Genomic DNA, 26447 nt, shown 5'->3' with positions numbered 1-26447 from the left:
ATTATTTTCCTCGATAAAATATTTATATGATTTTTAGATTTTAAATATTCAGCCAAAAAGATAATTTTATATTGTGATAACATGGAACTTATGATGGCTATTGGTTACCTTGGATTAGCTTTAGTTCTTGGTTCGTTAGTGGCAAAAATTGCTGAAAAGTTAAAAATTCCAGATATACCGTTATTGTTATTGTTAGGTTTAATCATAGGGCCTTTTTTACAAATCATCCCATCAGATTCAGCAATGGAGATTTTTGAATATGCGGGACCGATAGGATTAATATTTATTTTGTTGGGAGGAGCATTTACAATGAGGATTTCACTACTTAAGAGAGTTATAAAAACAGTAGTGAGGTTAGATACAATAACATTTTTAATTACTCTACTTATTTCTGGTTTTATTTTTAATATGGTCTTAAATCTTCCATATACATCCCCAGTTGGCTATTTATTTGGAGCAATAACTGCTGCTACAGACCCAGCAACTTTAATTCCAGTGTTTTCAAGAGTTAGAACAAATCCTGAAGTAGCTATAACGTTAGAGGCGGAGAGTATCTTTAACGACCCATTGGGAATAGTTTCAACCAGTGTTATTTTGGGGTTGTTTGGTTTATTTTCCTCATCAAATCCATTAATTGATTTAATTACACTTGCTGGTGGAGCCATAGTTGTTGGCTTATTGTTAGCTAAAATATATGAAAAAATTATTATACATTGTGACTTCCATGAGTATGTGGCTCCATTAGTTCTTGGAGGAGCAATGCTCCTTTTATATGTGGGAGATGATTTATTGCCAAGTATTTGTGGTTATGGATTTAGTGGTTATATGGCTGTTGCAATAATGGGACTTTACTTGGGAGATGCATTATTTAGAGCGGATGATATAGATTATAAATATATAGTATCGTTCTGTGATGATTTATCTTTGTTGGCAAGAGTGTTTATTTTTGTATTTTTGGGAGCATGTATAAAGCTAAGCATGTTAGAAAATTATTTCATTCCAGGTTTGTTAGTAGCTCTTGGCTCTATATTCTTAGCAAGACCTCTTGGGGTCTTCTTGGGTTTGATAGGTTCAAAACATTCATTTAAAGAAAAACTCTATTTTGCCTTAGAGGGACCAAGAGGTGTTGTTCCTGCCGCTTTAGCTGTAACTGTTGGTATAGAAATATTGAAAAATGCTGATAAGATTCCAGCATCTATAACAAAATATATTACTCCAACAGATATTGCAGGAACAATAATCATTGGAACATTTATGACAATTTTATTGAGTGTTATCTTAGAGGCATCATGGGCTGGAATGTTGGCTTTGAAGTTGTTGGGAGAGTATAAACCAAAGTATAAAGAAGAATCCCACCATTAAAATTATTAAAATTTTTTGGTGAAATTGATGATTATTGAGGGAGAAGTAGTTTCAGGACTTGGAGAAGGGAGATATTTTTTATCCCTCCCTCCTTACAAAGAGATATTTAAGAAGATTCTTGGCTTTGAACCTTATGAGGGGACATTAAATTTAAAATTAGATAGAGAATTTGATATAAACAAATTTAAATATATTGAAACAGAGGATTTTGAATTTAATGGGAAAAGATTTTTTGGAGTTAAGGTTTTACCAATAAAAATATTAATAGGTAATAAAAAAATAGATGGGGCGATAGTTGTGCCGAAAAAAACATATCATAGTAGTGAGATTATAGAGATAATTGCCCCAATGAAACTTAGGGAGCAATTTAATTTAAAGGATGGAGATGTTATAAAAATACTAATTAAGGGAGATAAAGATGAATAATGTAGAAAAAGCCATAGAAGCATTAAAAAAAGGAGAAATAATTTTAGTTTATGACTCAGATGAGAGAGAAGGAGAAACGGACATGGTTGTTGCCTCCCAATTTATAACTCCAGAGCATATAAGGATAATGAGGAAAGACGCTGGAGGATTGATTTGCACAGCTTTACATCCGGATATATGCAATAAATTAGGAATTCCATTCATGGTTGATATATTAGAATTTGCATCTCAAAAATTTAAAGTATTGAGGGAGCTTTATCCAAATGACATTCCTTATGATGAAAAATCATCTTTCTCAATTACAATAAACCACAGAAAGACATTTACTGGAATTACAGATAATGATAGGGCATTTACAATAAAAAAATTGGCTGAATTGGTTAAAGAAGGAAGATTTAATGACTTTGGAAAGGAATTTAGAAGTCCTGGACATGTAACTCTATTGAGGGCAGCAGAAGGTTTAGTTAAAAATAGGCAAGGACACACTGAAATGACTGTAGCTTTGGCAGAGCTGGCCAATTTAGTGCCTATAACCACAATATGTGAAATGATGGGCGATGATGGAAATGCTATGAGCAAAAATGAAACAAAAAGATATGCTGAAAAACATAATTTAATTTATTTAAGTGGAGAGGAGATAATTAACTATTATTTGGATAAATATTTAAAAGATTAAAGGTTAGAGACTAATTATTTTTATTTCTTTTATTTTTTTGATTTTTTGTAATTTTTATCATTTTAATGGGAGATGTAAATGGATAGACATGTAATGGAGGCATTAGGAAAGGCAAGAGTTGTTGTTGAAAATGGCAGAGTTGTTGAAGTTACAGAACCAAAAATAAAATACTGCCCATTGTTTGCTAAGCATAGAGGAATAAAGGAGATAACAAAAGAGAGCATAAAAGAAAACATAGAATTTAGGATAAAGGATTTTGGGCTATTTACAAAAAATAGAGTTGTTGAAGAAAGTAGATATATAGTTCCTTTTGGAGCTTCAGAGATTTTAATGAGTGCTTTAAAGAGAAAAGCTATAGATGTTGCTGTTATAGTGGCTGATTGTGCTGGGACTATTATAACTTCAAATCCAAATTTAGTTCAAGGTCTCTGTGGGAGAATCTCTGGAATAATAGAGACCTCTCCCATTTTAGAGGTTATAGAAAAGATTGAAAAAGCTGGAGGGGTTGTTTTAAATAAAAAAACTGCTGAAATAAATCAGTTTGAAGGTGTTAAAAAAGCTATTGAGTTGGATTATAAAAAAATAGCTGTTACTGTAACAAACTTAGAAGATGCTAAAAGATGCAAATCATTAGAAAATGATGAGATAAAGATATTAACATTTGGTGTTCATTTAACTGGAATTGAGGGAAGTGAAGAAATAGCCAAATACTTTGATTTAGTAACTGCATGTGCATCAAAGGTTTTAAGGGAAAAATTAAAAGGCAAGATAAAAGCACAGATTGGAAAAACTATACCGATATTTGCATTATCTGATTTTGGAAAAGAGATTTTATTGGAGAGAGCTAAAGATTTAGATAAGGTATTAATAAGTATTGAGAACTTGCCAGTATTAAATGATAATCAGCCAAAGCCCTTGATTTAGAAAAATTTTTTTAACAGATATTGTTACAAAACTAAAAACAATAACTGCTATATATCAGCATTTTTAATAACATATTTATACCCAGACATGGGATTAAGTTTTAATGGTGAAAACATGATTATCTTCGGATTATTTGGAAAAACAGGATGTGGAAAGACAGAAATATTAAATGAATTAAAGAAACATCATCCTGTAATAGATATTGAAGAAATTGCAAGAACAAGAGGGAGTATTTTAGGGGATTTATATCACTTAAGTATGAGAAGCCAGGAAGAGTTTGACTATCTAATAAATAAAGAAATTGAAAAGGCTAAAAAATTTGGTTATGCAGTGGTTGAATATGAGGGAAGGAAGATTGGTGGAGAGAAAAAGCTAAAAATTCCTGAGTTGTTGGCTGATATTAAAAACTATACTTACAAAATCTTAATTGACTGTCCTTATGAATGCCAGATAAACAGATTAGTCTCCATTTATAAGCCAAAAAATGAAAAAGAGAAAGAAATTTTGATAAACAAATTTTTAATATTAAAGGAGAGTTTTAAAAAGCCAGAGATGATTGAAGCAGTTGATAACATCATTGAACTCATAAAACAAGACAAATACTATGAAGCAGCAAAATTAATTGAAGAAAAACTTTATAGAGAACATTATATGAGAAATGTGAAAAAGATAAAGCCAGATTTAATTGTTTATAATGAGGATGTTAAAAAATCAGCTAAAATAATTGATGAATTTATTAAGAAAAAATTAAAGGAGCATAATTTAATTTAAGAGGGAAAACATGGACGAGGGAATTTTAGCTCGGCTAATAACCTTTACAGAGGATGTTGTTTTATGTATTGTTTTAAATGATGGGAGGAAGATGATAACTAATGGTAAAAAAATATTGGCTGGAAAAATTGAAGGAGAGCTTGCTTCTTTTATATTATCTGCCTCTAAAGAATTTTTAGAAGATAAAAAGGTCGGTGTAAAAAAATTTAAAGATTACGACATATACTTTGAAAGAATAGATATCAACAAGTTTTTAAAATCCATTGGGGGAGAATTTGTTAAAAATACAATAACTGTTAGTGAGTTGTTAGAGTTGATAAAAAAAGAGGATGTTATTATTGTAGATACAAGAAGTCCAAGAGAATTTAAGGAGGAAACACTCCCTGGAGCTATAAACATTCCACTATTTTTGGATGATGAGCATGCATTAATTGGAAAGACCTACAAGCAGGAAAGTAGAGAAAAAGCTATAGAAATAGCAACAGATATTGTTGAGAAAAGCTTAAAAAGAATTTTAAATGAAGCAAAAAAACTTGATAGGGATAAGTTAATTGTTGTTTTCTGTGCAAGAGGAGGGATGAGGAGTCAAACAATGGCTTTAATTTTACAACTATTGGGTTTTAAAGTTAAAAGATTAATAGGTGGCTTTAAAGCGTTTAAGCATGCAGTAGATAAATAAAAAATTTAAATTTATAAAAGTTTTAAATGTCCTGTTATTTTATCTATTTTCTCATCTTTCTCAGGGCCTATGGCTACAGCTGTCAAAGTTCCTGGCTCTAATTGTGTATGTCCTGCATCTCTAATGATTGAGCACGGCAATCCTTCACTTCTTGCTTTGTTGTAAATATCTATCAACTCTTTTTCAGAATTTACTTTAACCACTACCTTTTTCTGTCCTTCTCTCAACCATTCATCAACAGCCCTTGGATTTTTCCTTTTAGCATCTAAGAAAGCCTCTATTATTGCATGTCCTCCCTGAGCTACCATCTTTCCCTTTCCCATACCTAAATCGTTCCTTATTACTACAACCATCTTCATAATTAAACCTCAAATAAATGTTTAGTATATTGTATTATATTTATACCTAAGAACGCATTAAATACTTATAAATTTAATCATGATGTTTATCAACTAAAAAAATTAAAGGATGAGAAACATGCAGGAAAAAGGTGTTAGTGAGAAAGAAATTTTAGAGGAATTGAAAAAATATAGGAGTTTGGATTTAAAGTATGAAGATGGAAATATTTTCGGTTCAATGTGTTCCAATGTATTACCAATAACAAGAAAAATTGTAGATATCTTCTTAGAAACAAACTTGGGAGACCCTGGACTATTTAAAGGGACTAAATTGTTAGAAGAAAAAGCTGTGGCTTTATTGGGTTCTTTGTTAAATAACAAAGATGCCTATGGACATATAGTTAGTGGAGGGACTGAAGCCAACTTAATGGCTTTAAGATGCATAAAAAATATATGGAGGGAAAAAAGGAGAAAGGGCTTATCAAAAAATGAACATCCAAAGATTATCGTTCCAATAACTGCCCATTTCTCATTCGAAAAAGGAAGAGAAATGATGGACTTAGAGTATATCTATGCCCCAATTAAAGAAGATTATACAATAGATGAGAAATTCGTTAAAGATGCCGTAGAGGATTATGATGTAGATGGCATTATAGGAATTGCTGGAACAACAGAGCTTGGAACTATTGACAACATAGAGGAGCTAAGTAAAATAGCAAAAGAAAACAACATTTATATCCATGTAGATGCGGCATTTGGAGGCTTAGTAATTCCATTTTTAGATGATAAATATAAGAAAAAAGGAGTAAATTATAAATTTGACTTTTCTTTGGGAGTTGATTCTATAACCATAGACCCCCATAAAATGGGGCACTGCCCAATCCCAAGTGGAGGGATTCTATTTAAAGATATAGGTTATAAAAGATATTTGGATGTTGATGCCCCTTATTTAACTGAAACAAGACAGGCAACAATCTTAGGAACAAGGGTTGGATTCGGAGGAGCCTGCACTTATGCAGTTTTAAGATATTTAGGTAGAGAGGGACAGCGAAAAATTGTTAATGAATGTATGGAAAACACCCTTTATCTTTACAAAAAATTGAAGGAAAATAATTTTAAACCAGTCATTGAACCAATATTAAATATTGTTGCAATTGAAGATGAAGATTATAAAGAAGTCTGCAAAAAACTTAGAGATAGAGGCATTTACGTTTCAGTTTGCAATTGTGTTAAAGCTTTGAGAATCGTTGTTATGCCACATATTAAGAGGGAGCATATAGATAATTTTATCGAAATATTGAATAGTATTAAAAGGGATTGATTGAAAAGATTGAAATTGAAAAAGTATTTATATCTTAATAAAATAATAAATATATTAATAATTTATGTATATTAATAATTTATGCTTTTAGTTATTATAAATTGTTATTTTTGGTTATATCTACATATATCTATTAATCTCAATATAATGTTATACAGTATATATTATTTGGCATATACCTTGTAACTTAAAAATTTAAGATGGGGGAGGGGTATGGACGAAACTTGGAGAAAAATTGCTATTAAAAATATAGCAGAAATTAATCAAAAAATAACCAGGTTAGAGTGGCTCTTAAATTCGTATAAAAATGAAGAGGAGATAAAACATATCAATAAAAAGATAAATGAGCTAAAAATTAAAAGAGAAGAGTATATGAAAGCTCTTAGAGAGTAAGATTATTTATTTGTTATTTATTTGGTAATATTTATATTTATTATTTATTACAGCATTTAGCTACGTATATATGTTATAAAAATTGAAAACTTTTCAAAACTTAAGGTTGGAGATGTCAGCGTAATCTTTAAATATCTATTTTCAATATCTCTATGGGTAGGGTATTTTTATCATCTTAACTATTTTGGAGGTGTTGATGATGGAAGAGAGAATATACACAATCCCATTGAGAGATGTTATAAACAAATCAGTTAGAACAAAAAGAGCTCCAAGAGCTATAAAGAAGATAAAACAGTTTTTAAAGAGACACATGAAAGCTGAGATTGTTAAAATTGACAATGAGTTAAATGAAAAGATTTGGGAGAGAGGTATTCAAAAACCACCAGCAAGAGTTAGAGTTAAGGCAGTTAAAGAAGGAAATGTTGTTATAGCTACACTTGCAGAGTAAGGGATGACCATGATTATAAGAAAATACTTCTCAGGAATTCCCACAATTGGTGTATTGGCATTAACAACTGAAGAAATAACTCTATTACCAATTTTTCTTGACAAAGATGATGTTAATGAAGTATCTGAGGTTTTAGAAACAAAATGCCTCCAAACTAATATTGGAGGCAGTTCATTAGTTGGTTCTTTATCAGTAGCAAATAAATATGGGCTATTACTACCAAAAATAGTTGAAGATGAAGAATTAGATAGAATAAAAAATTTCCTAAAAGAAAATAATTTAGATTTAAATGTTGAGATTATAAAATCAAAAAACACGGCTTTAGGTAACTTAATATTAACAAATGACAAAGGAGCTTTAATATCTCCTGAACTAAAAGATTTTAAGAAGGATATTGAAGATTCCTTAAATGTTGAGGTTGAGATTGGCACTATTGCTGAACTTCCAACCGTTGGAAGTAATGCCGTTGTAACAAACAAAGGCTGTTTGACCCATCCTTTAGTGGAAGATGATGAACTTGAATTCTTAAAAAGCTTGTTCAAAGTGGAATATATTGGTAAAGGAACAGCAAATAAAGGAACCACTTCAGTTGGAGCTTGCATTATAGCAAACTCCAAAGGAGCTGTAGTTGGTGGAGACACAACAGGGCCTGAGCTTTTAATCATTGAAGATGCTTTAGGCCTGATTTAATAACTTATTTTCAATTTTGTTGTTTGGTTAATGGATTGTCTTGTTGAATATGTTTGAAATTTGAAAATAAGAGTATTTAGAAGTTATTAATTAGTTCAAAGGATTTTTATTTAATTTCTAAGGGTTTGCTGGTTTGATTGTTTAAAATATTTAACTTAATTAAATTATTTGGATTTTTGAAAATTAAGATTAATTAGGTAAGTAAATAAGATTTCTCTAACAAATAAGTTAAATTTTTGAATTTAGGAAGATAAAAATGCTTAGTTTTAGTAAAGAGATAAAATTTTAAATACTAAAAGGTTTATATTGTAAGATGGTTATTTACCCTTAGAAAAATATGGTATAGAAAAGCTTAAATATTAAGAGTGATGAAGTATATTATGTTGTGAATGATTGCCCTGTTAAAATCAGACCGTTTCGGAATGGAAATCCAGTTGTTATGCTGGGGGTAATGGAGGTTTTTGGCGTTAGTTAAAATCAGACCGTTTCGGAATGGAAATTTATCTGTTATTGATACTTTTCCCTTTTCCCAAATAATTGTTAAAATCAGACCTCTTGGAGGATGGAAATAGATAAGATTGAAGGCATTAAAACAGTATTTACTGAAGATTAAAATCAGACCTCTTAGAGAATGGATAGAGGATGGAAACGGATGAGTATTATATTTCAATGCTTTTAATTTATAAGATAATTAAAATCAGACCGTTTCGGAATGGGATTCTGTTTTAATTAAAATCAGCTTATTGTTATTTTGTTTTTATCTTTATCAATATATTTGAATATAACAATTAATATTTTATAAAAAGTATTTAATAGCAAAAATAACAGAAATTAAAAATTGAATAAAAATGGTGGTATCATGGAAATTATATTTAGAGGAGCGGCGTTAGAAGTTGGAAGAAGTTGTATAGAAATAAAAACTGATAAAAGCAAAATACTATTAGATTGTGGGGTTAAGCTTGGAAAAGAAATAGAATATCCTATATTGGACAACTCCATAAGAGATGTTGATAAAGTTTTTATCTCACATGCCCATTTAGACCATTCAGGGGCTTTACCAGTCCTATTTCATAGGAAGATGGATGTTCCAGTAATTACAACAGAATTATCAAAAAAATTAATTAAGGTTTTATTAAAAGATATGGTAAAAATAGCTGAAACAGAAAATAAAAAAATCCCCTACAACAACCATGATGTAAAAGAAGCTATAAGGCATACAATCCCATTAAATTACAACGATAAAAAATACTACAAAGATTTTTCCTATGAATTGTTTAGTGCTGGGCATATTCCAGGAAGTGCATCCATATTATTAAATTACCAAAATAACAAAACCATCTTATACACTGGGGATGTAAAGTTGAGGGACACAAGATTAACCAAAGGAGCTGATTTAAGCTATACAAAGGATGATATTGATATCTTAATTATAGAATCAACTTATGGAAACAGCATACACCCAGATAGAAAAGCCGTAGAGTTGAGTTTTATAGAAAAGATAAAAGAGATTTTATTTAGGGGAGGAGTTGCTTTAATTCCGGTCTTTGCTGTTGATAGAGCTCAGGAAATATTATTAATTTTAAATGACTACAACATAGATGCTCCAATTTACTTAGATGGAATGGCTGTAGAAGTTACAAAGTTAATGCTAAACTATAAACATATGCTAAATGAATCGTCTCAATTAGAAAAAGCTCTAAAAAATGTTAAAATAATTGAAAAATCAGAGGACAGGATTAAAGCAATCGAAAACTTATCAAAAAATGGAGGAATTGTTGTAACAACTGCAGGAATGTTAGATGGAGGGCCTATACTGTATTATCTAAAATTATTCATGCATAATCCTAAAAATGCCTTATTATTAACTGGTTACCAAGTTAGAGACTCCAATGGAAGACATTTAATTGAAACTGGAAAGATATTTATTGGAAAAGATGAAATTAAGCCAAACTTAGAAGTTTGCATGTATAACTTCTCATGCCACGCTGGGATGGATGAGCTACATGAGATAATTAAAAAAGTCAATCCTGAGCTATTAATTATACAACATGGAGAGGAAGTTCAGGCAACAATTTTAAGAAACTGGGCGTTAGAACATGGATTTGATGCAATAACTCCAAAATTAGGAGAAAAAATAAGAATCTAAAGATAAAGAGGAAGAGATATGTTGGGATTAAAGATTGAAGATGCTATAAAATACAATGAAAAATTAAAAAAGTATGTTTATAAAAAAGGAGATAAGCTTAGAATTAACTTTAAAGACAAAGAGGCGTTAATAGAATATAACAAAACAGTTTTGAAAGTTTTATTTGATTTGGATATAGAATTTCATAAAAATGGATTAATCCCTACACCAATAAACAGATATCTCTTTATAAAATCCACTTTTGAAACTTTAAAGGAGCTTGGTATAGAAAAACCAACTGTTTTAGAGATTGGGACTGGGCACTCTGCCATAATCTCCTTATTAATAAAAAAATTTTATAATGCTGAAGTTTATGCCACTGAGGTTGATGAAGAATTTATAGATTTTGCTAAAAGAAACATAGAGAAAAATAAGTTAGATATAAAGATTATAAACTCTAAGGGTAGAGCTATTGAAGGCATTGAAGAGCTTAAAGATAAAAAATTCGATTTAATTATTTCTTATCCTCCTTTCTATTCAAAAAATTCAGTAGCAAGTGGAAGAAAGTTTGGGGGGGCTTTAGCTAAAAATGTTGAGCTAATTGGTGGAGGAAAATTTGGAGAGGAATTTTCATTTAAAATAATTGAGGAGGGAATCAACTTTTTAAATAAAAAAGGAGTTATCTCTTTAATGATGCCAAAGAAACCAGAAAAAAGAAGAGAGCTTATAATTAAAAAGATGAAAGAAGTTGGATTAGATGTTGAGGTTGATGAAATTAAAACTGGAAATAGGTTGAGATATATTATTAAGGGAATAAAAGGGTGAGATATTTGAATTTAAAAGATACTGTCTTACTTGGAAGGAATTTTAATGAATATGTAAGGATGTTTAATTTAAATGAAGATTTATTAAGCAACAAAATCTTAGATGTTGCCTCTGGAGTTAGCTCTTTTTGTGCAGAAGGGAATAAAAAAGGCTATAACATTACATCTTCAGATAAAATTTATAATCTAAAACCAGAGGAAATTGAAGAAAAATGTAAAAAAGACTTGGATTTTATGGAAAAACATTTAAGAGGGATGTTTAAAAACAACTTTAACTGGAATGAATTTAAAACAGTTGATGAATGGAAGAAAACAAGAGAAAGAACTTACAAAACATTTATTGAGGATTATAAAACAAATAGGAAAAGATATATCTACACAACTTATCCAAAAACGAATTTTAAAGATGATGAATTTGCTATTTCTCTTGTAGGGCATTTTTTGTTGTTGTATGATAATATCCTCAACTATCAATTCCATAAAGAAACAATTGATGAGCTTTTAAGGATTTCTGAAGAAATTAGAATATTCCCAATATTAAATTTAAGAGGGGAGAAATCAATATTTTTGGACAAGATTTTAAAGGAATATAAAGCAAGGATTGAAAAGACAGATTATGAATTTATGAAAGGAGGAAATAAAGTCTTAATTATAAGGAGGTAATATTATGCTAACCATATTAAAATTAGGAGGGAGTATTTTATCAGATAAAAATGTTCCATACTCAATAAAATGGGACAACTTGGAGAGAATAGCAATGGAGATAAAAAACGCCTTGGATTATTATAAAAACCAAAATAAAGAGATAAAATTAATACTCGTCCATGGAGGAGGAGCTTTTGGTCATCCAGTAGCTAAAAAATACTTAAAAATTGAAGATGGCAAAAAAATATTTATAAACATGGAGAAAGGATTTTGGGAAATTCAAAGAGCAATGAGAAGATTTAACAACATCATTATAGACACTCTACAGAGCTATGACATCCCAGCTGTTTCTATACAACCATCTTCGTTTGTCGTTTTTGGGGATAAGTTAATTTTTGATACCTCTGCTATAAAAGAGATGCTTAAAAGGAATTTAGTTCCAGTTATTCATGGAGATATTGTAATTGATGATAAAAACGGCTATAGAATAATTTCTGGAGATGACATAGTTCCATATTTGGCAAATGAATTAAAAGCTGATTTAATTCTCTATGCTACAGATGTTGATGGTGTTTTAATAGATAATAAGCCAATAAAGAGGATTGATAAAAATAATATCTATAAAATTTTGAATTATTTAAGTGGTTCTAATAGTATAGATGTTACTGGTGGAATGAAGTATAAGATAGACATGATTAGGAAAAATAAGTGTAGAGGTTTTGTATTTAATGGAAATAAAGCTAATAATATATACAAAGCTTTATTGGGGGAGGTTGAAGGAACAGAAATTGATTTTTCAGAATAAGTTTTTATTGCTTTAACCATCTATCTAATGTTACCTCCTCCCTATACCACTCTACTTTTTGAGGTTTAAAGGATATTTTTCCATATTCTCCTCCACCACCAGGATAGATGTATATTTTTCCCTTCCTAAATAGATTAATTGTCTCTGCTACTTTTGGATGTATTTTTGAAAGCTCATCAATATCAGCATTTATCAAAACCTCAATCTCATTTCCATACTTTTTAATAAACTCCTCCCATAAGCTTTGAACAGCCTTTGTAAATATCCCTTTACCAATAGTTAGGCTAATCATCTCAGCCAATGGAATTAGCTTATAATAGGGAGGTCTAAATTTTGGATGCTCTATCTTTCCATCACTCAGCTCTTCAACTCTACTTAAAACTCCTTTCTTTATACTTCCTCCACACTTTGGGCATTTCCAATTATATTTCTTAGCATCTTCTAACTTAAACCTTGTGTGGCATTTAGAGCAAGCAGTTAAATGATACTTCCCCAATTTTGGGTCTAATCCATAGTTAGCTATAATTTTATTATGTTTTATTGCCTTTTTTATTTGTTCAAAGTTATCTTCAATTCCGCCAATATAATCAACCTCTATTTGATTAAATTCTCTTCCCAATCTATGAGGATGATATGAATGGGCATCTGAATTTGATAAAAATGGCAAATCTCTTAGCTCAGGAATCATGTCTGCCATATCAGTATCTGCTGACAAACCAAGCTCTACAAAGTCAGGTTTTTTGTTATAGCAGTCATATATTGAATCAAAAGATTTATAGAGGGATGTCCATGGAGTAAAGCAGTTATGTAAAGTTCCTGAAACAGTTACATAGCTTGAATCATCTTCAACCTCCAAGTTATATACAAATCCATCATAATACTCCCTCCCTATTCTTATAATTGGAGCATATAGGTAATTTCCTTTAATCCATCCATATCTAACATCTTTTTTTGGAAGCTTAATATCTTCGTTTTTTAACTCATCTACAATTTTTTCATCCAATATTGATACTCTCCCCTGCCATCTTGCATGGTATTTAATAACTTCTCTATCTCCAATTTTTGGATTTTTTGGAACATGTTTGCTAAATGTTATTATAAAACCTAATCTTAAAGAAATCAATCTTAACTGATTCATTAAAATCTCTGAAGTTGTTACACCTTTATCTCCTCTCCACCATCCAATAAATATTTGAAGTTGTTTATTCTTAGGAAGATATAAAAACTCATTAGGTAAAGCTTTATTCCAAGCTCTTTTTTCGTCTCCACAATAAAACATGTCTCCAAAGAAATCTCTTAAAACTCTTGAGTAATATTTTAATTCTATTCCTTCACTTCTTCCATCATCTCTTATTTTCGGTTTTAAGTTGAATATTTTCTTCATCAAATATTCTATATCATCAATGATTTTTTTCTCATTTTCTCCTAATGCAAATCCTATCCCATCTCTAAAGCAATAACCTTCAGATAAGAAATATCCAACTAATCTACAAAACTCTTCAGAAACTTCAATTTTTTCTGGGATTCTACTTCTACAGAACTCTCTTTTAATATTGCTAAGATACTTATCTAATGACAGATATTTAATGTCTCTCACTCTATTCGGTATTGGATAGACAATCACATCGCCCACTTTTAAATCCTTAGCTATAATCCATTCTCTCTTATATTTTCTATACCTCTTTTTACATGAAGGATTTGTATATTGAGTTAAGCAGTTGAATTTACAAATTCCATGAGAGCCGTCACATCTCTTTTCTGTTTTAATTGCATAAACCGGATGTTCAGGAGTTAATATTATCTCCTCTGGGAAGTATCTAACTTTAATCTTTATTATGTCTCCAATATATCTTCTTTTATAAACTTTTTCAACTTTTTTAAACCTATTTTCATGAGTTAATACCTTATCTCCTACTTTTATATCGACTATTCTTTTAAAGCCATTTTCTAATATCAGCAGTGTATCTGGAGGAACGCAATGAGCAGGACCTATTAAGCCACCAACGTCTCTAACAATCTCTAAAAGCTCAGCTCCACCAATAGATACTCTTGGCCTTCCCTCTTTATCAATATCCTTAGAGTATTTTTTTAAAATCTCTCTAAGCTCTTCTACTTTGCTTATTGAAGGCAATAAGATAAGGTGATGAACTCTGTTTTTATCTTCAATTTCAGTAGTTAAAATTAGCTCTCTATCTTTGTATTGCTTTATCTCTTCTAAATAATCTGGATGTGTGCAGTCGCCAGTTCCAATAATGTTTAATCCCTTTAGTTTTCCATATTTTAGGATGTTCTCTACATTCATATCCTTTGATGTTCCACCAGAGAATCTTGAATGGATGTGCAAATCAACATTAGCTATCATTGTATCACCATTATGGTTAATTTTTAATGCTTAATTTTCCTTACTTTTAAAACTTGTTTTTTAGAGTAATGTATATTTATTTAAATATACAAATTATTATGTCATGTTAGGTAATACCTAATTTTAATAAGATACAAAAAAGATACCGAAAAGTTTATATATTAGATAACCTAAGGTATTATCTGAGAATGAAAAGGTAATGAAAAGGTAAAGTTAGGTGATACCTTATGAATGTGAAATGTCCAGAATGTGGGGCATGGATATATGTTGTTGAAGAAGATAGTGGGGGAGACGCTATGGAAGTAAAATGCCCTAAATGTGGGACTTCAATATACGTAGTAAAACCTATGGGTGAGAAAATGAAAAATAAAAGAGATAAAGATTTTTTAGATGTAAAAATACTTGAAATAGAGGAAACAAAGAAAACTTCACCATATAAAGATACAAAATCTGAGGATGTATTAAAAGCCCTTAGAGTAAAAGCAAACATAAATGGAGAAATATATGAATTCAGAATATGGCAAATTGCTAAAAAACCAGAATATAGAGGAATGGTATATGTAGTTAAATCCGTATCTCACTATTGTGGTAGTGTCAAAACTAAAAATTTCCAAGTTGATGAAGATAACGATATATACGTAAAGCAAAAATTTGGTATTATTGAGGGAGTTAATAAAAGTAAAATAAAGCTACCAAAAGAAAGAATGGAAGAGATAGCAGAAAAATTAGGATTTGAGCTTAAAGAGGGAGATGAAGGACTAAGGTTATACTTAGGAGAGAAATATTCAGAAAATCCACCATTATCACAAAGACCGGAGTTAATTGAAAAGCTTATAAAGTGTTGGATTGCATTTTGGGAGCCAACAATGATTTAAAACTTACTTAATTTTTAATATTAACTATATTATGAACTATCATGGCTAGTATAATAAATAAGCAAATAATAAGTCCAACGGGGAGAAACATGGAGATTATAAATTATGAAATATTAAAAAAATATCCTCTCTGTGATAGATGCTTTGGAAGGTTGTATGCTAAGTTATTACATACAACAAACACTGAAAGAGGTAGGGCGTTAAAGCTATATAAAGCTTTGGAACTTGAGGCAAAGATAAAAAAAGCTAAGGAAAAAGGAATAAATTATGAAGAAGAATTAGAGTTATTAAAAGCTTTGGCAAAAAGTGGAGTTGATGAAATAAGATTGGAAGATATAGAGATAGAGAAAGAGAACTGCCCATGGTGTAGAGGCATTTTTAACAAACAAAAAATGGAAAAGTTGTTAAATAAAGCCATTGAACTTTTAAAAGAATATGATTTTGATACATTTTTAATTGGAACTCACATACCAGAAGAGATTAAAGACCTTGAGAAAGAGATTGAAACAGAATTTATGGAGAGTATAAAGCAGGAATTTGGTAGAGAATTTGGGAAGATGTTGGCAGTTAGGTTAGATAAAGCCCCAGATAAAGAATATCCAGATATTGTTGTGCATATAAATCCATACACTGAAGAAATCTATCTACAAATAAATCCTTTATTTATTAAAGGAAGATATAGAAAATTAGTTAGGGGGATTCCACAAACAAGATGGCCTTGCAGAAAGTGTAGAGGAAAAGGTTGTGAGCTCTGCAACTACACAGGTAAAAAATATCCAATATCAGTTGAAGAAATTATTGCCAAACCATTCTTAGAGGCAACAAAAGGAGTAGATGCAAAATTCCATGGAGCTGGGAGAGAAGATATTGATGTAAGAATGCTTGGAGATGGAAGACCATTTGTTTTAGAGATTAAAGAGCCAAAGATAAGAAAAATTGATTTAAATAAAATTGCTGAGGAAATTAATAAGGATGGTAGAGTAGAGGTTTTAAACTTAGAGTTTGGTGTTAGGAAGGATAAAGTTATATTTAAAAACACTCCACATAGAAAAACATATAGGGCTTTAGTTGAATGCTCTGATAAAATTACTGATGAAGAACTAAAACTCCTTGAAAAAGAACTTGAAAATAGAACTATCTATCAAAAAACACCAAAAAGGGTTTTACATAGAAGAGCTGATTTAGAGAGAATCCGTAAGGTATATAAAGTTAAAACCAGTAAAGTAGATGACAATCATTTTGAGATGATTATATATTGTGATGGTGGATTATATATAAAAGAGCTAATCAGTGGAGATGATGGGAGAACAAACCCATCAGTCTCATCTATATTAAATAAAAACTGTATCTGTAAGGAATTAGATGTTTTGAAAATACACGATAACAACCTTTTAGAAAAAGGTTGATCAAAACAGATGCATTAAGTTGCCTCTTTCAGAGGCAATTAATGCCTCATTTAAAAACCTATTCAAAAAGGTGAGAATTATGGTTCAAATGAGTGAAGGATTTAGAAGAAAAACAAGAAAGAAGTTATCAAAACACCCAAGAGAAAGAGGTCTCTATCCAATAACAAGAGCTTTGAGAGAGTTTAAAGAAGGAGAGTATGTCCATATAGTTATAGATCCATCAGTCCATAAGGGAATGCCACACCCAAGATTTCATGGAAGAACAGGGATTGTTGTTGGTAAGCAGGGAAGAGCATTTATTGTTAAAGTAAGAGATGGAGGAAAATACAAACAAATCATTGCTTACCCACAGCATTTAAGACCTGCTACTGCATAAATATTTAATTTCATAAAAATCTCTATTAATTAAACACTTTAATTATTTTTCCTTGATTTAAATACAACTCCAGAAATAAATTATTAAATTATATTTTTATTGTATCAAGCTAAGAGGGAGAGAATGATAGGCAAAAAAATCCTTGGAGAGAGGTATGTAACAGTATCAGAGGCTGCTGAAATTATGTATAATAGAGCCCAAATTGGAGAGTTATCTTACGAACAGGGATGTGCTTTAGATTATTTACAAAAGTTTGCCAAATTAGATAAAGAAGAGGCAAAAAAATTGGTTGAAGAGTTAATATCTTTAGGAATAGATGAAAAAACAGCAGTTAAAATAGCTGATATATTACCTGAAGATTTAGATGATTTGAGAGCAATATATTACAAAAGAGAATTGCCAGAAAATGCTGAGGAAATCTTAGAAATCGTTAGGAAATATATTTAATTTTTTTATTACTCCTTTAAATTTGTAAATTTAAATGAAACTTTTAGAAAAAGTTAAATGAAAACTCTCCGAGTTTTCATAGCCCGAAGCTAATGCTTCGGTTTCATCAAAACCTAACACCTCCTCGCTACGCTCGGAGGTGTAAATTAAGTCCAGGGTGTTTATTGCTCCGATATATTCGTAGATTTAAATGAAGGGTGAAATTTTATGGTTAGAGGGCAATATAAAAAAGGAAACGATGAAAGAATGAGATTTCCTAAAAAAAATAAGCCACAAAAATTTGAAAACTACGCATGGGTTTTGGATTATTTACCTTACGGTTATCCCGACAAACCTGATGAACCTATAGTTCAAGGGCTTGGAGAATATCAGTTTTTATTAATGGAGATGATTCCAAAACCAAATGTAGATATTGAATTAGGTGAAAGAGTCTATATTGGAAAAGGTAAGAGAGATAAAATAGACCACGTTAGAAGAATGATTAAATATGAACAACTAACTCCAACAGCTAAATCAGAACTTTTATATGTAGTAATGGAAGCCGTTAAAATACAGGAGGATAGGTTTGTGAGATTCTTTAATGAATGCCCACCAATAACCACAAGATTACATACCTTAGAATTACTTCCAGAAATTAAAAAGAAATATATGTGGAAAATTATTGAAGAGAGAGAAGCAAAAAAATTTGAAAGTTTTAAGGACTTTGAAGAGAGAATTGGGAAAAATCCTGTGAGAATTATAGCTAAAAGAATTGAAAAAGAGCTTTCAGATGACAAAAAAGATAAATACTACTTATTTGTAAAATGGAAGAAAGGAATAATATTGAATGAGGATAATATGACATTCTATCTAAAAGAATAGTCATAAATGTGTTTTAGCAAACTCTCTCAAATCTCTAAGAGTCCCAAAATTTAGCAGACCAATATCAGTTATTGCTATAACCTCTGCCTCTAAGTAACTCTTCTTTATAATTTTGGATGATGCAGAGTTATTGATTAAATCATTCCCAGGAGATAAAGGGTTAAAAGCGGGTAAAACAATATAGTTCTTGTTTAATAAATAGGTAGGAAATTTTAGAATAGCACCAACATCATCTCTAAGTTTTATTGAAGGATGTTCATGCCCTAAAATCCAAAACTTCTCTTTTAATAAATCTCTATCTATTTTTATCTCTTTATCCCCATGAAAGATTAAATAATTACCAAGTTCAAAATAATCAAAGATTTCGTAGCCAGCAGATGATATAAAAGTATCATGATTTCCTTTAATTAAAATAACATTAATATATTCTCTCAAAAACTCAATAAACTCTTTTAAAAACTTAATCTCCTTGGGATATGGCTTAAAGTTGTGCTTTATATCCCCATTGATTATTAAATTGTTAATTTTATATTTATCGATTATATTCAAAGTCCTCTTTATAACCTCATCTTTCTGCAATAATGGGAAGTTAGCTCCCCCTTCACCAAAAAAGACATCAAATCCTATATGTGTGTCAGCTATTATTGCATAATCCTTATAAACTAAACATCTATCAACCGTTATATAAAAATCTTTAATTTTAAGTCTCTCCTCCATAAAATCACTTAATTGAGGTTTTATAAACTTAAAAATAAAAGAGAAAAATAGAAGAAAGCTTTATGCTTGTTCGACCAACAATCTTGCTGTTTCTGGTGTGTATCTCCAATCTGCTGGTAACACACCTTTTGACTTGTAGTATTTGACTAATCTTCTAATCTTTGATTCAATTAACTGCAAACCTCTCTTTGAGTGCAAGTCTTTTGGGTGCTGTTCTAAGTGTTTTCTTAAATTGACAGCTCTTCTCATTAAGTTCAATAAATCCTCTGGAACTTTTGGATATAAGCCGTGTTCTTTCATAATCTTACTGATTTTTTTACCAGTAATTAACTTAACATCTGGAATTCCGTAGGTATCTCTCAATATCAAACCAATCTGTGCTGACTGGTAACCTTTCTTAGCTAACTCTACTACTAACTGCTCTACTTGCTCCGGTGTGTATTGGACCCATTCAGGAACTTCCTTCCTGACGGGTCTCTTTGAACCGGAGCGACCTCTTTTTCTTGCGTGCATTCTTGCCATTCTATCACCCGATGGTCGCCAGTCCAAAGAGACCTGGCATGTTTTTTATTTCCATAGGGCTTCGCCCTATTGGGATACTAGACTACAGTGGGGCTGAACGTAGTGAAGCCCCACTCGGGTATCTCAATAGGGGTTTCCCTATGGGTCTGAAGAGACCTGGCATGTTTTTGTTATTTTTATTTTATCGATATGGTAATCTTTTTATTGTATGAGCTATTAAAAATATATCCGCTTTTAATGAACATTCACAAAAGACCTATTTATAATTTTTGGTGAGTATCATGTTATTAAAAGTAGAGGATTTACATGTTTATAGAGGGAACAGAGAGATTTTAAAAGGTGTAAATTTAACTGTAGAGGAAAATGAGATTCATGCAATTATAGGGCCGAATGGAGCGGGAAAATCAACCTTAGCTTATACAATAATGGGAATTTCCGGATATAAACCAACTAAGGGAAGGATTATATTTAAAGGTGTTGATATAATTGATAAAAATATTACTGAAAGGGCGAGGATGGGAATGACTTTAGCTTGGCAGGAACCTGCAAGATTTGAGGGGATTAAAGTTAAAAACTACTTAATGCTTGGAATGAATGAAAAGTATAAGAAAGATAAAGAAATAGCAGAGGAAAAAATTAGGGAAGCTTTAAAATTGGTAAATTTAGACCCAGACAAATATTTAGATAGATATGTGGATGAAACACTAAGTGGAGGAGAGCGAAAGAGGATAGAGTTAGCTTCAATTATCTGTATGGAGCCGGATTTGGCTATCTTAGATGAGCCAGATAGTGGGATAGATATTGTATCATTTGATGAGATTAAGAGAGTTTTTGACTATTTAAAGGATAAAGGATGTTCTTTATTAGTTATTACACACAGAGAGGAGTTAGCTGAACATGCCGATAGAGTCTCTTTAATCTGTGCTGGAGAGGTTATAAAGAGTGGAGACCCAAAGGAAGTTGGAGAGTTTTATAAAAAAGAGTGTGGAAAATGCTATAAGAAAGTGCCAGATGGAAAATAGTCCTACAAAATAATTTACACCTCCGAGCGAAGCGAGGAGGTGTTATAGGTATCGCAATAGGAGTTTCTCCTATGCTGAGGAAAATGCTACAAAAAAGTCCCAGAGGAGAGGGAATAAAATTAAAATCCCAGAGGGAGAGAAATGAGCATCAAAGAGGAATTAATGGAAATAATTGAAGCAATTAAATATACGTCTGAAAAACCTGAAGAGATTGTTCATGGTAAAGGACCAAGAATCATTGTTAAAGAGAGTAGGATTATTGATGTTCAAGGAGATGAAGGAATAATATTAGAAGGGAAGGAAGAGGATGGAAAGATAAAGGCAAAGATTATTGTTAAAAAAGGCTATAAATTTAAATACCCAATTCACATGTGCTTTGGAATCACTGAGGAAAATATATCTCAAATCATAGATGTTGAAATCATCTTAGAGGAGGATAGCTCAATCTCTCTAATGTCTCACTGCTCATTTCCAAAAGGTAAAGGAATTAAGCATATTATGAACGGCATTATAAAGATTGGTAAGAATGCAAAGTTCTCCTATAATGAATTCCACTACCATGGAATGGATGGAGATATTTTAGTTAAGCCAACTGTAAAAGTTGAGATTGATGAAGGTGGCATCTATATATCAAACTTCACATTAACTAAGGGAAGGATAGGGACTTTGGATATAGAACAGGAGATTATTGCCAAAAAAGATGCAATAATTGATATAACCACAAGAACATACGCTATAAAGGAGGATGTTGTTAAGGTTAATGAAGTTGTTAAGTTGAATGGAGAAAATGCTAAATGCATTATAAAGAGTAGAGGAGCGGCGATGGATAACTCAAAAATATCCCTAAAGTTAAAGATTGAAGGAAACGCTCCATACAGCAAAGGACATATTGATTGTGCTGAAATAGTTAAAGGAAATGCTGAGGTTGAATCAATCCCAATAGTTGTTGTTAGAGATGATAAAGCAAGAATAACCCATGAGGCGGCAATTGGAAGTGTTGATAAAAAGCAGTTAGAGACGTTGATGGCTAAGGGATTGGATGAGGATGAGGCAACTGAAATAATTGTTAAGGGAATGATAGGGGATTTATAAAAATATTTGGCGATGATGACAATTTCGCTATCTGATTCTGTGATGACTACTCCCGCAGCTGAGCCAAACCATTATTTTAAAGATTTTTTAGATATTCATCAACATCGTAGTGTCTTTCAAAATTAATAAAAATTTACTAAGGAAGGTTTGAACGCCCTTCCTTCGGAAGGCGTTCATTTATACCTCAGTTATTCCAAGAAGTTTTGAAAGACACTATAATCCAACTTTTCAAACCACATCTTTTTTCCTTTTATAATAATATTTCCTCTCCACTCTTCCTTTGTTTCTGGAAAGTCTTCCCTATAATGTGCTCCTCTACTCTCCTTTCTATATAAAGCAGATTTTGTAACCAACTTAGCAACAACAACCATGTTTTTCAATTCAAAGTAGTTCTGCAAGTCAATAATTCCATTAACTTTGACATTATCTATATTTCTCTCAATTTCATCAATTTTTTCTAAGGCTTTTTTTAATCCATCCTCATTTCTAATAATGGATACATAATCCCACATAACCTTTCTCAAATCTTCAATTAAATTATAGACGTTTAAATCTCCTTTCAAGCTATTTATCTCCTCCAATATTTTGGCAACATCTTCTTCAGCATCAATATTATTAAAATCATGATTTTCAACAAACTCTTTGGCAGATTTTCCAGCAATAGCTCCAAAGACCTGGGTATCTGCTAAAGCGTTCCCTCCTAATCTATTAGCTCCATGAACTCCCCCTGTAACCTCTCCACATGCAAATAATCCAATTATATTGGTTTCACATCTTTCATTAATCTTTAAACCTCCCATAAAATGATGAGCAGTCGGAGAAACAATCATCGGCTCCTTTCTAATATCAATTCCTACTCTCAAAAATTGCTTTAACATAGTTTCTAACTTCTTTTCAATAACCTCATTAGGCAAATGAGAAACGTCTAAATAAACTCCTCCATTAACTCCTCTACCTTCTTGAATCTCTTTATATATAGCTCTTGCAACAACATCCCTTGTCGATAGCTCCATTCTCTCCTTGTCGTATCTTACCATGAATCTCTCTTTATATTTATTGTATAAAATTCCTCCTTCTCCTCTCACGGCCTCTGTAACTAAAATTCCAGTCCCAACCATTCCAGTTGGATGGAATTGAACCATCTCCATGTCTATAAGTTCAGCTCCTTCATTATAAGCTATAGCAAAACCATCTCCAGTCTTTTGTATTGGATTGGATGTTATTGGATATAGTTGCCCAGCTCCTCCAGTTGCCAATATAGTTGCTTTAGCAAATATTGGAAATATATTCCCAGTCTTTAAATCTAAAAATATCGCTCCATAGCATCTGTTATCTTTAACAATCAACTTTATTGCCATAACCTCCTCTAAAATCTTAATCCTTTCAAATTTTGAGATATATTCCATTAAACCTCTCATTATTTCATGTCCTGTTCTATCTCCACAGTAGCAAGTTCTATTAAAACTCTGCCCTCCAAATGGTCTTTGAGCTATAAAGCCATCTTCAGTCCTATCAAACAAAGCTCCAAACCTTTCTAAGTTCAAAAGCTCTTTAGGAGCATTTTTAACTAAAATCTCTACCAGCTTTGGATTGTTTATAAATCCCCCTCCTTTTACTGTGTCATAAAAATGCTTCTTAAAGCTATCTTTTGGATTAAATACTGCGTTATAACCTCCTTCAGCCATAACTGTGCATCCACTCTTTCCAAACAATCCCTTAACAGCTATTATGACATTCTTATCTCTGCATTCTATTGCCGCCCTTGCAGCAGCTCCTCCTCCGCCTATAATTAAGATATCAGTTTTCATTTTTTATCACCAAAAATAGGATACCCTCATCAGATATTTAAAACTTATAAATCAAAATAGCTTTGATGAAAAAAATAATCCTAAATGAAAAAATTGGCATAGTATAAATAAAAAAAGAACAAGAAAATAGTAATATTTTTAATAAGGCACTGGTAATCCTAATTCTTTCCTATGCTCTATTTCCTTCACATGAACCTTTTAGTAAAAGGTTCATCAAAACGGATGCACTGCCTCGCTACGCTCGGCAGTGCCTCTTAGTATGGAATAGGTAGTCCGAGCTCTTTTCTATGTTCGATTTCTTTCATGTTTTTCTCTTTCTTTTGCAGTGCTAATTTCTCAACTAATCCTAATCCTGGTTTAACTTCTTCTATTGGTTTAACTTCTAAATACCCATCTTCAACCATTTTGTTAAATATTTCTTCTCCCTTAGCAGTTCTTATAAATACAGTGCTCCATCCGTCTGGGCTTCCAACTGAACCTGTTGAAATATCTGCCAACTCTGCGGTATAATCTGTACAAACATGGCAAGCGATTTGTTCATAAGGATGAGTTTCTTTTAATTTAATCGCTTTTGTCTCTCCCCATCTTGTATAGACCCAGAACTTACCCTTTCCAATATCCATCTTGACGACATCCTCCATCTTAACTCCACAGTGTTCTTCAACAATCAACTTCAATCCGTAGTATGGGAAGTTCTCCATACAGAAGATTCCGATTATTAAAGCAATCTTATCTGGAACGTGTCTAAATCCTACTGGATATTTCATCAACTTTCTTACAGCTCTAACTTGGCAAGGTGTTCCAACAACTCCAATTTTTTCACAGCCATATTCTCTAACAGCACTCTTTAATACTGAAATGTTTGGGCAGACTGTATATTTTGTTCCAGCTGCCTCTAAAACTTCTTCTGGTGTTGTAGCTACTTTAGGAACTGCCTTAAACTCCCCAGCGTTGTCTGCAACTATAACTCCATCTAATAAATTATTTTCTAATCCATAAATAAAAGCTGTTGAAACGATTCCCCCATCCTGAGCCTTCTTTAAAACTTCTTTTAATGTACTCCTTGCTGAGACAACTTTTTTATAGCTACCAAAAGGATTCATCCTATTCCACCTCAAAAAATTATATTATATTATTTTATTCTATTTTCTCAATTAACTCTGGGAATCTAATTCTTGGACACTGGACAGAGCAAGCTCCACACTTAATACAGAGTTCTTTCAAGACATTTGGCCTTCCATCTAACATTTCTATAGCTCTTGTTGGACAAGCAGCAGCACAAGTTCCACATCCCATGCAAAGGGATTTATTGACAACTTTGTAGATAACATCACATCCGCAAGCTTCACTTCCTTTTTCTGCCAATTCAGCATAAGGTTGTAGATACTCCATATCTCCGTTTAATGCTGCTGTAATTACTCCCACGATTGCCTCTGGTGAAGGTGGGCATCCAGGAATTGCTAAATCTACTTTAATGACTTCAGTTAATGGAGAGAATGAGCTATGAACAGGCTTTGATAATTGGTTTCCTTTACAGTATCTTGTAACCCCTCCTGTTGCAGCACATGCTCCTAAGGCAACAACAATTTTTGCCTTCTTTCTAACTTCTTGAGCTACTTCCAATGAGTGGTGGTCATCTAAACAGACAGAGCCTTCAACTAAAGCAATATCGCATTCAGGAATTTCTCTTGCATCTGCTAAAGTTTGACAATAAACCAACTCAATTGAATTCAAAACATCTAAAAGCTTTTCATATGTGTCTGCTAAAGACACTAAGCAACCGCAACAACTGCATAATTGAACATGAGCAACTTTAACCACTTTAATCACCTCTCAACTCTCTAAGAATTATCTCAACTGCCTTATCAACGGCTTTTTCAACCTCTTCACTCAACCCAATATAAACATCTGGCTCAGAAATATACTTGGCTTGACAGCCGACAACTTTAACCTCTATATTATATTTTTCAGCAACTTCCCTTAATAAAGGAGCTAAAGGCCAGTCATGAGAATCTAATCTATGATATTTTGGATTTGGAAGCTCATCCTTCTCAATTATTTTTATTTCTCCTGGTTTTATTCCCCAATCAATTACATCAACAACAATTATTTTTTTTGTTTTAGAGTTTTCATCTATTAATGTTAAAACTTGCTGAGGGGCTCCAGCTCCAGCATCAACTAAGGCAATTTTTTGTTTTTCTTTGTCAGTTAAGATTTTGTTTAATTTTTCAATGACATGAACGCTAAAGCCATCATCGGCAAATAGTATATTACCACAAGCTAAGACCATAATCTCTTTTTTTAAATATGAAGGGGTTAAATCAAACAATTCATCATCTTGGCTTTCTATCTCTGCCTTCATGGTTTCATTCATTTTAAGTTTTTTAAGGGTTTAATTTAAGCTTCCAAAGAAACAGGACTTTCGCAGTTTATATATGCACTTTGGAACTTTGACATCTTTGGATGTCTATATTCCATTGAATATTTATTCCTGCGAAAGTCCTGTTATGCCTCTCGGGTCCCTTTCGGGTT

29 protein-coding genes and 1 pseudogene are annotated in these 26447 nt (G+C 31.7%); 21 read left to right on the top strand and 9 right to left on the bottom strand.

Annotated features, from left to right (window positions below; genetic code table 11):
- The first annotated feature begins 81 nt into the window (after positions 1 to 81).
- The 6 genes from MJ_RS00290 (at position 82) to MJ_RS00265 (ending at position 4838) form a co-directional block, all read left to right on the top strand.
- On the top strand, positions 82 to 1362 hold the full coding sequence (locus MJ_RS00290; RefSeq protein WP_010869549.1) for a cation:proton antiporter: 1281 nt from the start codon (positions 82 to 84) through the stop codon (positions 1360 to 1362).
- A gap of 27 nt (positions 1363 to 1389) precedes the next feature.
- Complete coding sequence (gene ribK / locus MJ_RS00285; protein ID WP_064496379.1) at positions 1390 to 1788, top strand: CTP-dependent riboflavin kinase; 399 nt, start codon at positions 1390 to 1392, stop codon at positions 1786 to 1788.
- Entirely contained in the window at positions 1781 to 2464 is a 684-nt protein-coding gene (gene ribB / locus MJ_RS00280) for a 3,4-dihydroxy-2-butanone-4-phosphate synthase (protein WP_010869547.1), read from the top strand. Before ribK ends, ribB begins: the two co-directional genes overlap by 8 nt.
- Before the next feature lie 78 nt (positions 2465 to 2542).
- The gene (locus MJ_RS00275) at positions 2543 to 3388 is read left to right on the top strand and encodes a methanogenesis marker 8 protein (RefSeq protein WP_010869546.1); all 846 of its coding nucleotides are present in this window, start codon (positions 2543 to 2545) and stop codon (positions 3386 to 3388) included.
- Positions 3389 to 3502: 114 nt separating this feature from the next.
- Positions 3503 to 4159, top strand: a complete 657-nt coding sequence (locus MJ_RS00270) for a selenouridine synthase SelU-like subunit (RefSeq protein ID WP_064496378.1) — start codon at positions 3503 to 3505, stop codon at positions 4157 to 4159.
- A gap of 10 nt (positions 4160 to 4169) precedes the next feature.
- Complete coding sequence (locus MJ_RS00265) at positions 4170 to 4838, top strand: selenouridine synthase SelU-like subunit (RefSeq protein ID WP_010869544.1); 669 nt, start codon at positions 4170 to 4172, stop codon at positions 4836 to 4838.
- Positions 4839 to 4849: 11 nt separating this feature from the next.
- Here MJ_RS00265 and pth2 read toward each other — a convergent pair whose 3' ends face one another.
- Positions 4850 to 5197, bottom strand: a complete 348-nt coding sequence (gene pth2, locus MJ_RS00260) for an aminoacyl-tRNA hydrolase (RefSeq protein ID WP_010869543.1) — start codon at positions 5195 to 5197, stop codon at positions 4850 to 4852.
- Positions 5198 to 5315: 118 nt separating this feature from the next.
- Here pth2 and mfnA point away from each other — a divergent pair, with 118 nt between their 5' ends.
- The 8 genes from mfnA to MJ_RS00220 all read left to right on the top strand — a co-directional run bounded on the left by mfnA (position 5316) and on the right by MJ_RS00220 (position 12427).
- On the top strand, positions 5316 to 6497 hold the full coding sequence (mfnA, locus tag MJ_RS00255; RefSeq protein WP_064496377.1) for a tyrosine decarboxylase MfnA: 1182 nt from the start codon (positions 5316 to 5318) through the stop codon (positions 6495 to 6497).
- Between the two features lie 213 nt (positions 6498 to 6710).
- A complete protein-coding gene (locus tag MJ_RS00250) occupies positions 6711 to 6890 on the top strand; it encodes a hypothetical protein (protein ID WP_064496376.1) in 180 nt (59 codons plus the stop codon).
- A gap of 196 nt (positions 6891 to 7086) precedes the next feature.
- Entirely contained in the window at positions 7087 to 7338 is a 252-nt protein-coding gene (locus tag MJ_RS00245; RefSeq protein WP_209320031.1) for a 50S ribosomal protein L31e, read from the top strand.
- A gap of 9 nt (positions 7339 to 7347) precedes the next feature.
- A complete protein-coding gene (locus MJ_RS00240; protein WP_064496375.1) occupies positions 7348 to 8028 on the top strand; it encodes a translation initiation factor IF-6 in 681 nt (226 codons plus the stop codon).
- A gap of 859 nt (positions 8029 to 8887) precedes the next feature.
- On the top strand, positions 8888 to 10174 hold the full coding sequence (locus MJ_RS00235; protein ID WP_010869538.1) for an MBL fold metallo-hydrolase: 1287 nt from the start codon (positions 8888 to 8890) through the stop codon (positions 10172 to 10174).
- Positions 10175 to 10192: 18 nt separating this feature from the next.
- The gene (locus tag MJ_RS00230) at positions 10193 to 10978 is read left to right on the top strand and encodes an RlmF-related methyltransferase (RefSeq protein ID WP_010869537.1); all 786 of its coding nucleotides are present in this window, start codon (positions 10193 to 10195) and stop codon (positions 10976 to 10978) included.
- Complete coding sequence (locus MJ_RS00225; protein ID WP_010869536.1) at positions 10975 to 11640, top strand: hypothetical protein; 666 nt, start codon at positions 10975 to 10977, stop codon at positions 11638 to 11640. The genes MJ_RS00230 and MJ_RS00225 overlap by 4 nt, the downstream gene beginning before the upstream one ends.
- Before the next feature lie 4 nt (positions 11641 to 11644).
- Positions 11645 to 12427, top strand: coding sequence for an isopentenyl phosphate kinase (locus MJ_RS00220; protein WP_010869535.1), 783 nt, complete (start codon positions 11645 to 11647; stop codon positions 12425 to 12427).
- 4 nt (positions 12428 to 12431) lie between these two features.
- Here the strand turns inward: MJ_RS00220 and MJ_RS09670 are convergent, their stop codons facing one another.
- Together MJ_RS09670 and MJ_RS09905 are read right to left on the bottom strand one after the other, a co-directional pair.
- Complete coding sequence (locus tag MJ_RS09670) at positions 12432 to 13811, bottom strand: TIGR00375 family protein (RefSeq protein ID WP_341871962.1); 1380 nt, start codon at positions 13809 to 13811, stop codon at positions 12432 to 12434.
- A gap of 399 nt (positions 13812 to 14210) precedes the next feature.
- Positions 14211 to 14558: pseudogene (locus MJ_RS09905) on the bottom strand (TIGR00375 family protein); the annotation flags it as partial.
- A gap of 458 nt (positions 14559 to 15016) precedes the next feature.
- Here MJ_RS09905 and MJ_RS00210 point away from each other — a divergent pair.
- The 5 genes from MJ_RS00210 to MJ_RS00190 all read left to right on the top strand — a co-directional run bounded on the left by MJ_RS00210 (position 15017) and on the right by MJ_RS00190 (position 18754).
- On the top strand, positions 15017 to 15664 hold the full coding sequence (locus MJ_RS00210; RefSeq protein WP_010869533.1) for an MJ0042-type zinc finger domain-containing protein: 648 nt from the start codon (positions 15017 to 15019) through the stop codon (positions 15662 to 15664).
- A gap of 89 nt (positions 15665 to 15753) precedes the next feature.
- Complete coding sequence (locus tag MJ_RS00205; RefSeq protein ID WP_064496374.1) at positions 15754 to 17070, top strand: tRNA pseudouridine(54/55) synthase Pus10; 1317 nt, start codon at positions 15754 to 15756, stop codon at positions 17068 to 17070.
- A gap of 79 nt (positions 17071 to 17149) precedes the next feature.
- Positions 17150 to 17446, top strand: a complete 297-nt coding sequence (locus MJ_RS00200; RefSeq protein WP_010869531.1) for a 50S ribosomal protein L21e — start codon at positions 17150 to 17152, stop codon at positions 17444 to 17446.
- A gap of 123 nt (positions 17447 to 17569) precedes the next feature.
- Entirely contained in the window at positions 17570 to 17893 is a 324-nt protein-coding gene (locus tag MJ_RS00195) for an RNA polymerase Rpb4 family protein (RefSeq protein ID WP_064496373.1), read from the top strand.
- A 207-nt stretch (positions 17894 to 18100) separates the two neighbouring features.
- Positions 18101 to 18754, top strand: coding sequence for a DUF655 domain-containing protein (locus tag MJ_RS00190; RefSeq protein ID WP_010869529.1), 654 nt, complete (start codon positions 18101 to 18103; stop codon positions 18752 to 18754).
- Here the strand turns inward: MJ_RS00190 and MJ_RS00185 are convergent, their stop codons facing one another.
- A complete protein-coding gene (locus tag MJ_RS00185; RefSeq protein WP_010869528.1) occupies positions 18755 to 19471 on the bottom strand; it encodes a metallophosphoesterase in 717 nt (238 codons plus the stop codon).
- Positions 19472 to 19531: 60 nt separating this feature from the next.
- Positions 19532 to 19993, bottom strand: a complete 462-nt coding sequence (locus MJ_RS00180) for a 30S ribosomal protein S15 (RefSeq protein WP_010869527.1) — start codon at positions 19991 to 19993, stop codon at positions 19532 to 19534.
- 281 nt (positions 19994 to 20274) lie between these two features.
- Between MJ_RS00180 and MJ_RS00175 the strand changes: the two genes are divergently transcribed.
- The gene (locus MJ_RS00175; RefSeq protein WP_064496372.1) at positions 20275 to 21015 is read left to right on the top strand and encodes an ABC transporter ATP-binding protein; all 741 of its coding nucleotides are present in this window, start codon (positions 20275 to 20277) and stop codon (positions 21013 to 21015) included.
- A gap of 141 nt (positions 21016 to 21156) precedes the next feature.
- On the top strand, positions 21157 to 22107 hold the full coding sequence (locus MJ_RS00170) for a SufB/SufD family protein (protein ID WP_010869525.1): 951 nt from the start codon (positions 21157 to 21159) through the stop codon (positions 22105 to 22107).
- 188 nt (positions 22108 to 22295) lie between these two features.
- Here MJ_RS00170 and tfrA read toward each other — a convergent pair whose 3' ends face one another.
- The 4 genes from tfrA to frhD form a co-directional block, all read right to left on the bottom strand.
- Positions 22296 to 23915 (bottom strand): fumarate reductase (CoM/CoB) subunit TfrA, encoded by a 1620-nt coding sequence (gene tfrA, locus MJ_RS00165; RefSeq protein ID WP_010869524.1) that lies wholly within the window; start codon positions 23913 to 23915, stop codon positions 22296 to 22298.
- 254 nt (positions 23916 to 24169) lie between these two features.
- The gene (frhB, locus tag MJ_RS00160; protein ID WP_064496371.1) at positions 24170 to 25018 is read right to left on the bottom strand and encodes a coenzyme F420 hydrogenase subunit beta; all 849 of its coding nucleotides are present in this window, start codon (positions 25016 to 25018) and stop codon (positions 24170 to 24172) included.
- Positions 25019 to 25052: 34 nt separating this feature from the next.
- Positions 25053 to 25736 (bottom strand): coenzyme F420 hydrogenase subunit gamma, encoded by a 684-nt coding sequence (gene frhG / locus MJ_RS00155; protein ID WP_064496370.1) that lies wholly within the window; start codon positions 25734 to 25736, stop codon positions 25053 to 25055.
- 1 nt (position 25737) lies between these two features.
- Positions 25738 to 26277 carry a coenzyme F420-reducing hydrogenase, FrhD protein gene (gene frhD, locus MJ_RS00150; protein ID WP_064496369.1) on the bottom strand — a complete coding sequence of 180 codons (540 nt, stop codon included), beginning with the start codon at positions 26275 to 26277 and terminating at the stop codon, positions 25738 to 25740.
- Between the last annotated feature and the right edge of the window lie 170 nt (positions 26278 to 26447).

It is taken from the genome of Methanocaldococcus jannaschii DSM 2661 (assembly GCF_000091665.1).
GTDB lineage: Archaea > AGJL01 > Methanococci > Methanococcales > Methanocaldococcaceae > Methanocaldococcus > Methanocaldococcus jannaschii.
This window is presented reverse-complemented; position numbering and strand designations above follow the sequence as displayed.

Coding starts and splice junctions, on each gene's coding strand:
- MJ_RS00290 (WP_010869549.1), top strand. CDS start 82: ATGGAACTTATGATGGCTATTGGTTACCTTGGATTAGCTTTAGTTCTT.
- ribK (WP_064496379.1), top strand. CDS start 1,390: ATGATTATTGAGGGAGAAGTAGTTTCAGGACTTGGAGAAGGGAGATAT.
- ribB (WP_010869547.1), top strand. CDS start 1,781: ATGAATAATGTAGAAAAAGCCATAGAAGCATTAAAAAAAGGAGAAATA.
- MJ_RS00275 (WP_010869546.1), top strand. CDS start 2,543: ATGGATAGACATGTAATGGAGGCATTAGGAAAGGCAAGAGTTGTTGTT.
- MJ_RS00270 (WP_064496378.1), top strand. CDS start 3,503: ATGATTATCTTCGGATTATTTGGAAAAACAGGATGTGGAAAGACAGAA.
- MJ_RS00265 (WP_010869544.1), top strand. CDS start 4,170: ATGGACGAGGGAATTTTAGCTCGGCTAATAACCTTTACAGAGGATGTT.
- pth2 (WP_010869543.1), bottom strand. CDS start 5,197: ATGAAGATGGTTGTAGTAATAAGGAACGATTTAGGTATGGGAAAGGGA.
- mfnA (WP_064496377.1), top strand. CDS start 5,316: ATGCAGGAAAAAGGTGTTAGTGAGAAAGAAATTTTAGAGGAATTGAAA.
- MJ_RS00250 (WP_064496376.1), top strand. CDS start 6,711: ATGGACGAAACTTGGAGAAAAATTGCTATTAAAAATATAGCAGAAATT.
- MJ_RS00245 (WP_209320031.1), top strand. CDS start 7,087: ATGATGGAAGAGAGAATATACACAATCCCATTGAGAGATGTTATAAAC.
- MJ_RS00240 (WP_064496375.1), top strand. CDS start 7,348: ATGATTATAAGAAAATACTTCTCAGGAATTCCCACAATTGGTGTATTG.
- MJ_RS00235 (WP_010869538.1), top strand. CDS start 8,888: ATGGAAATTATATTTAGAGGAGCGGCGTTAGAAGTTGGAAGAAGTTGT.
- MJ_RS00230 (WP_010869537.1), top strand. CDS start 10,193: ATGTTGGGATTAAAGATTGAAGATGCTATAAAATACAATGAAAAATTA.
- MJ_RS00220 (WP_010869535.1), top strand. CDS start 11,645: ATGCTAACCATATTAAAATTAGGAGGGAGTATTTTATCAGATAAAAAT.
- MJ_RS09670 (WP_341871962.1), bottom strand. CDS start 13,811: ATGAAGAAAATATTCAACTTAAAACCGAAAATAAGAGATGATGGAAGA.
- MJ_RS00210 (WP_010869533.1), top strand. CDS start 15,017: ATGAATGTGAAATGTCCAGAATGTGGGGCATGGATATATGTTGTTGAA.
- MJ_RS00205 (WP_064496374.1), top strand. CDS start 15,754: ATGGAGATTATAAATTATGAAATATTAAAAAAATATCCTCTCTGTGAT.
- MJ_RS00200 (WP_010869531.1), top strand. CDS start 17,150: ATGGTTCAAATGAGTGAAGGATTTAGAAGAAAAACAAGAAAGAAGTTA.
- MJ_RS00195 (WP_064496373.1), top strand. CDS start 17,570: ATGATAGGCAAAAAAATCCTTGGAGAGAGGTATGTAACAGTATCAGAG.
- MJ_RS00190 (WP_010869529.1), top strand. CDS start 18,101: ATGGTTAGAGGGCAATATAAAAAAGGAAACGATGAAAGAATGAGATTT.
- MJ_RS00185 (WP_010869528.1), bottom strand. CDS start 19,471: ATGGAGGAGAGACTTAAAATTAAAGATTTTTATATAACGGTTGATAGA.
- MJ_RS00180 (WP_010869527.1), bottom strand. CDS start 19,993: ATGGCAAGAATGCACGCAAGAAAAAGAGGTCGCTCCGGTTCAAAGAGA.
- MJ_RS00175 (WP_064496372.1), top strand. CDS start 20,275: ATGTTATTAAAAGTAGAGGATTTACATGTTTATAGAGGGAACAGAGAG.
- MJ_RS00170 (WP_010869525.1), top strand. CDS start 21,157: ATGAGCATCAAAGAGGAATTAATGGAAATAATTGAAGCAATTAAATAT.
- tfrA (WP_010869524.1), bottom strand. CDS start 23,915: ATGAAAACTGATATCTTAATTATAGGCGGAGGAGGAGCTGCTGCAAGG.
- frhB (WP_064496371.1), bottom strand. CDS start 25,018: ATGAATCCTTTTGGTAGCTATAAAAAAGTTGTCTCAGCAAGGAGTACA.
- frhD (WP_064496369.1), bottom strand. CDS start 26,277: ATGAAGGCAGAGATAGAAAGCCAAGATGATGAATTGTTTGATTTAACC.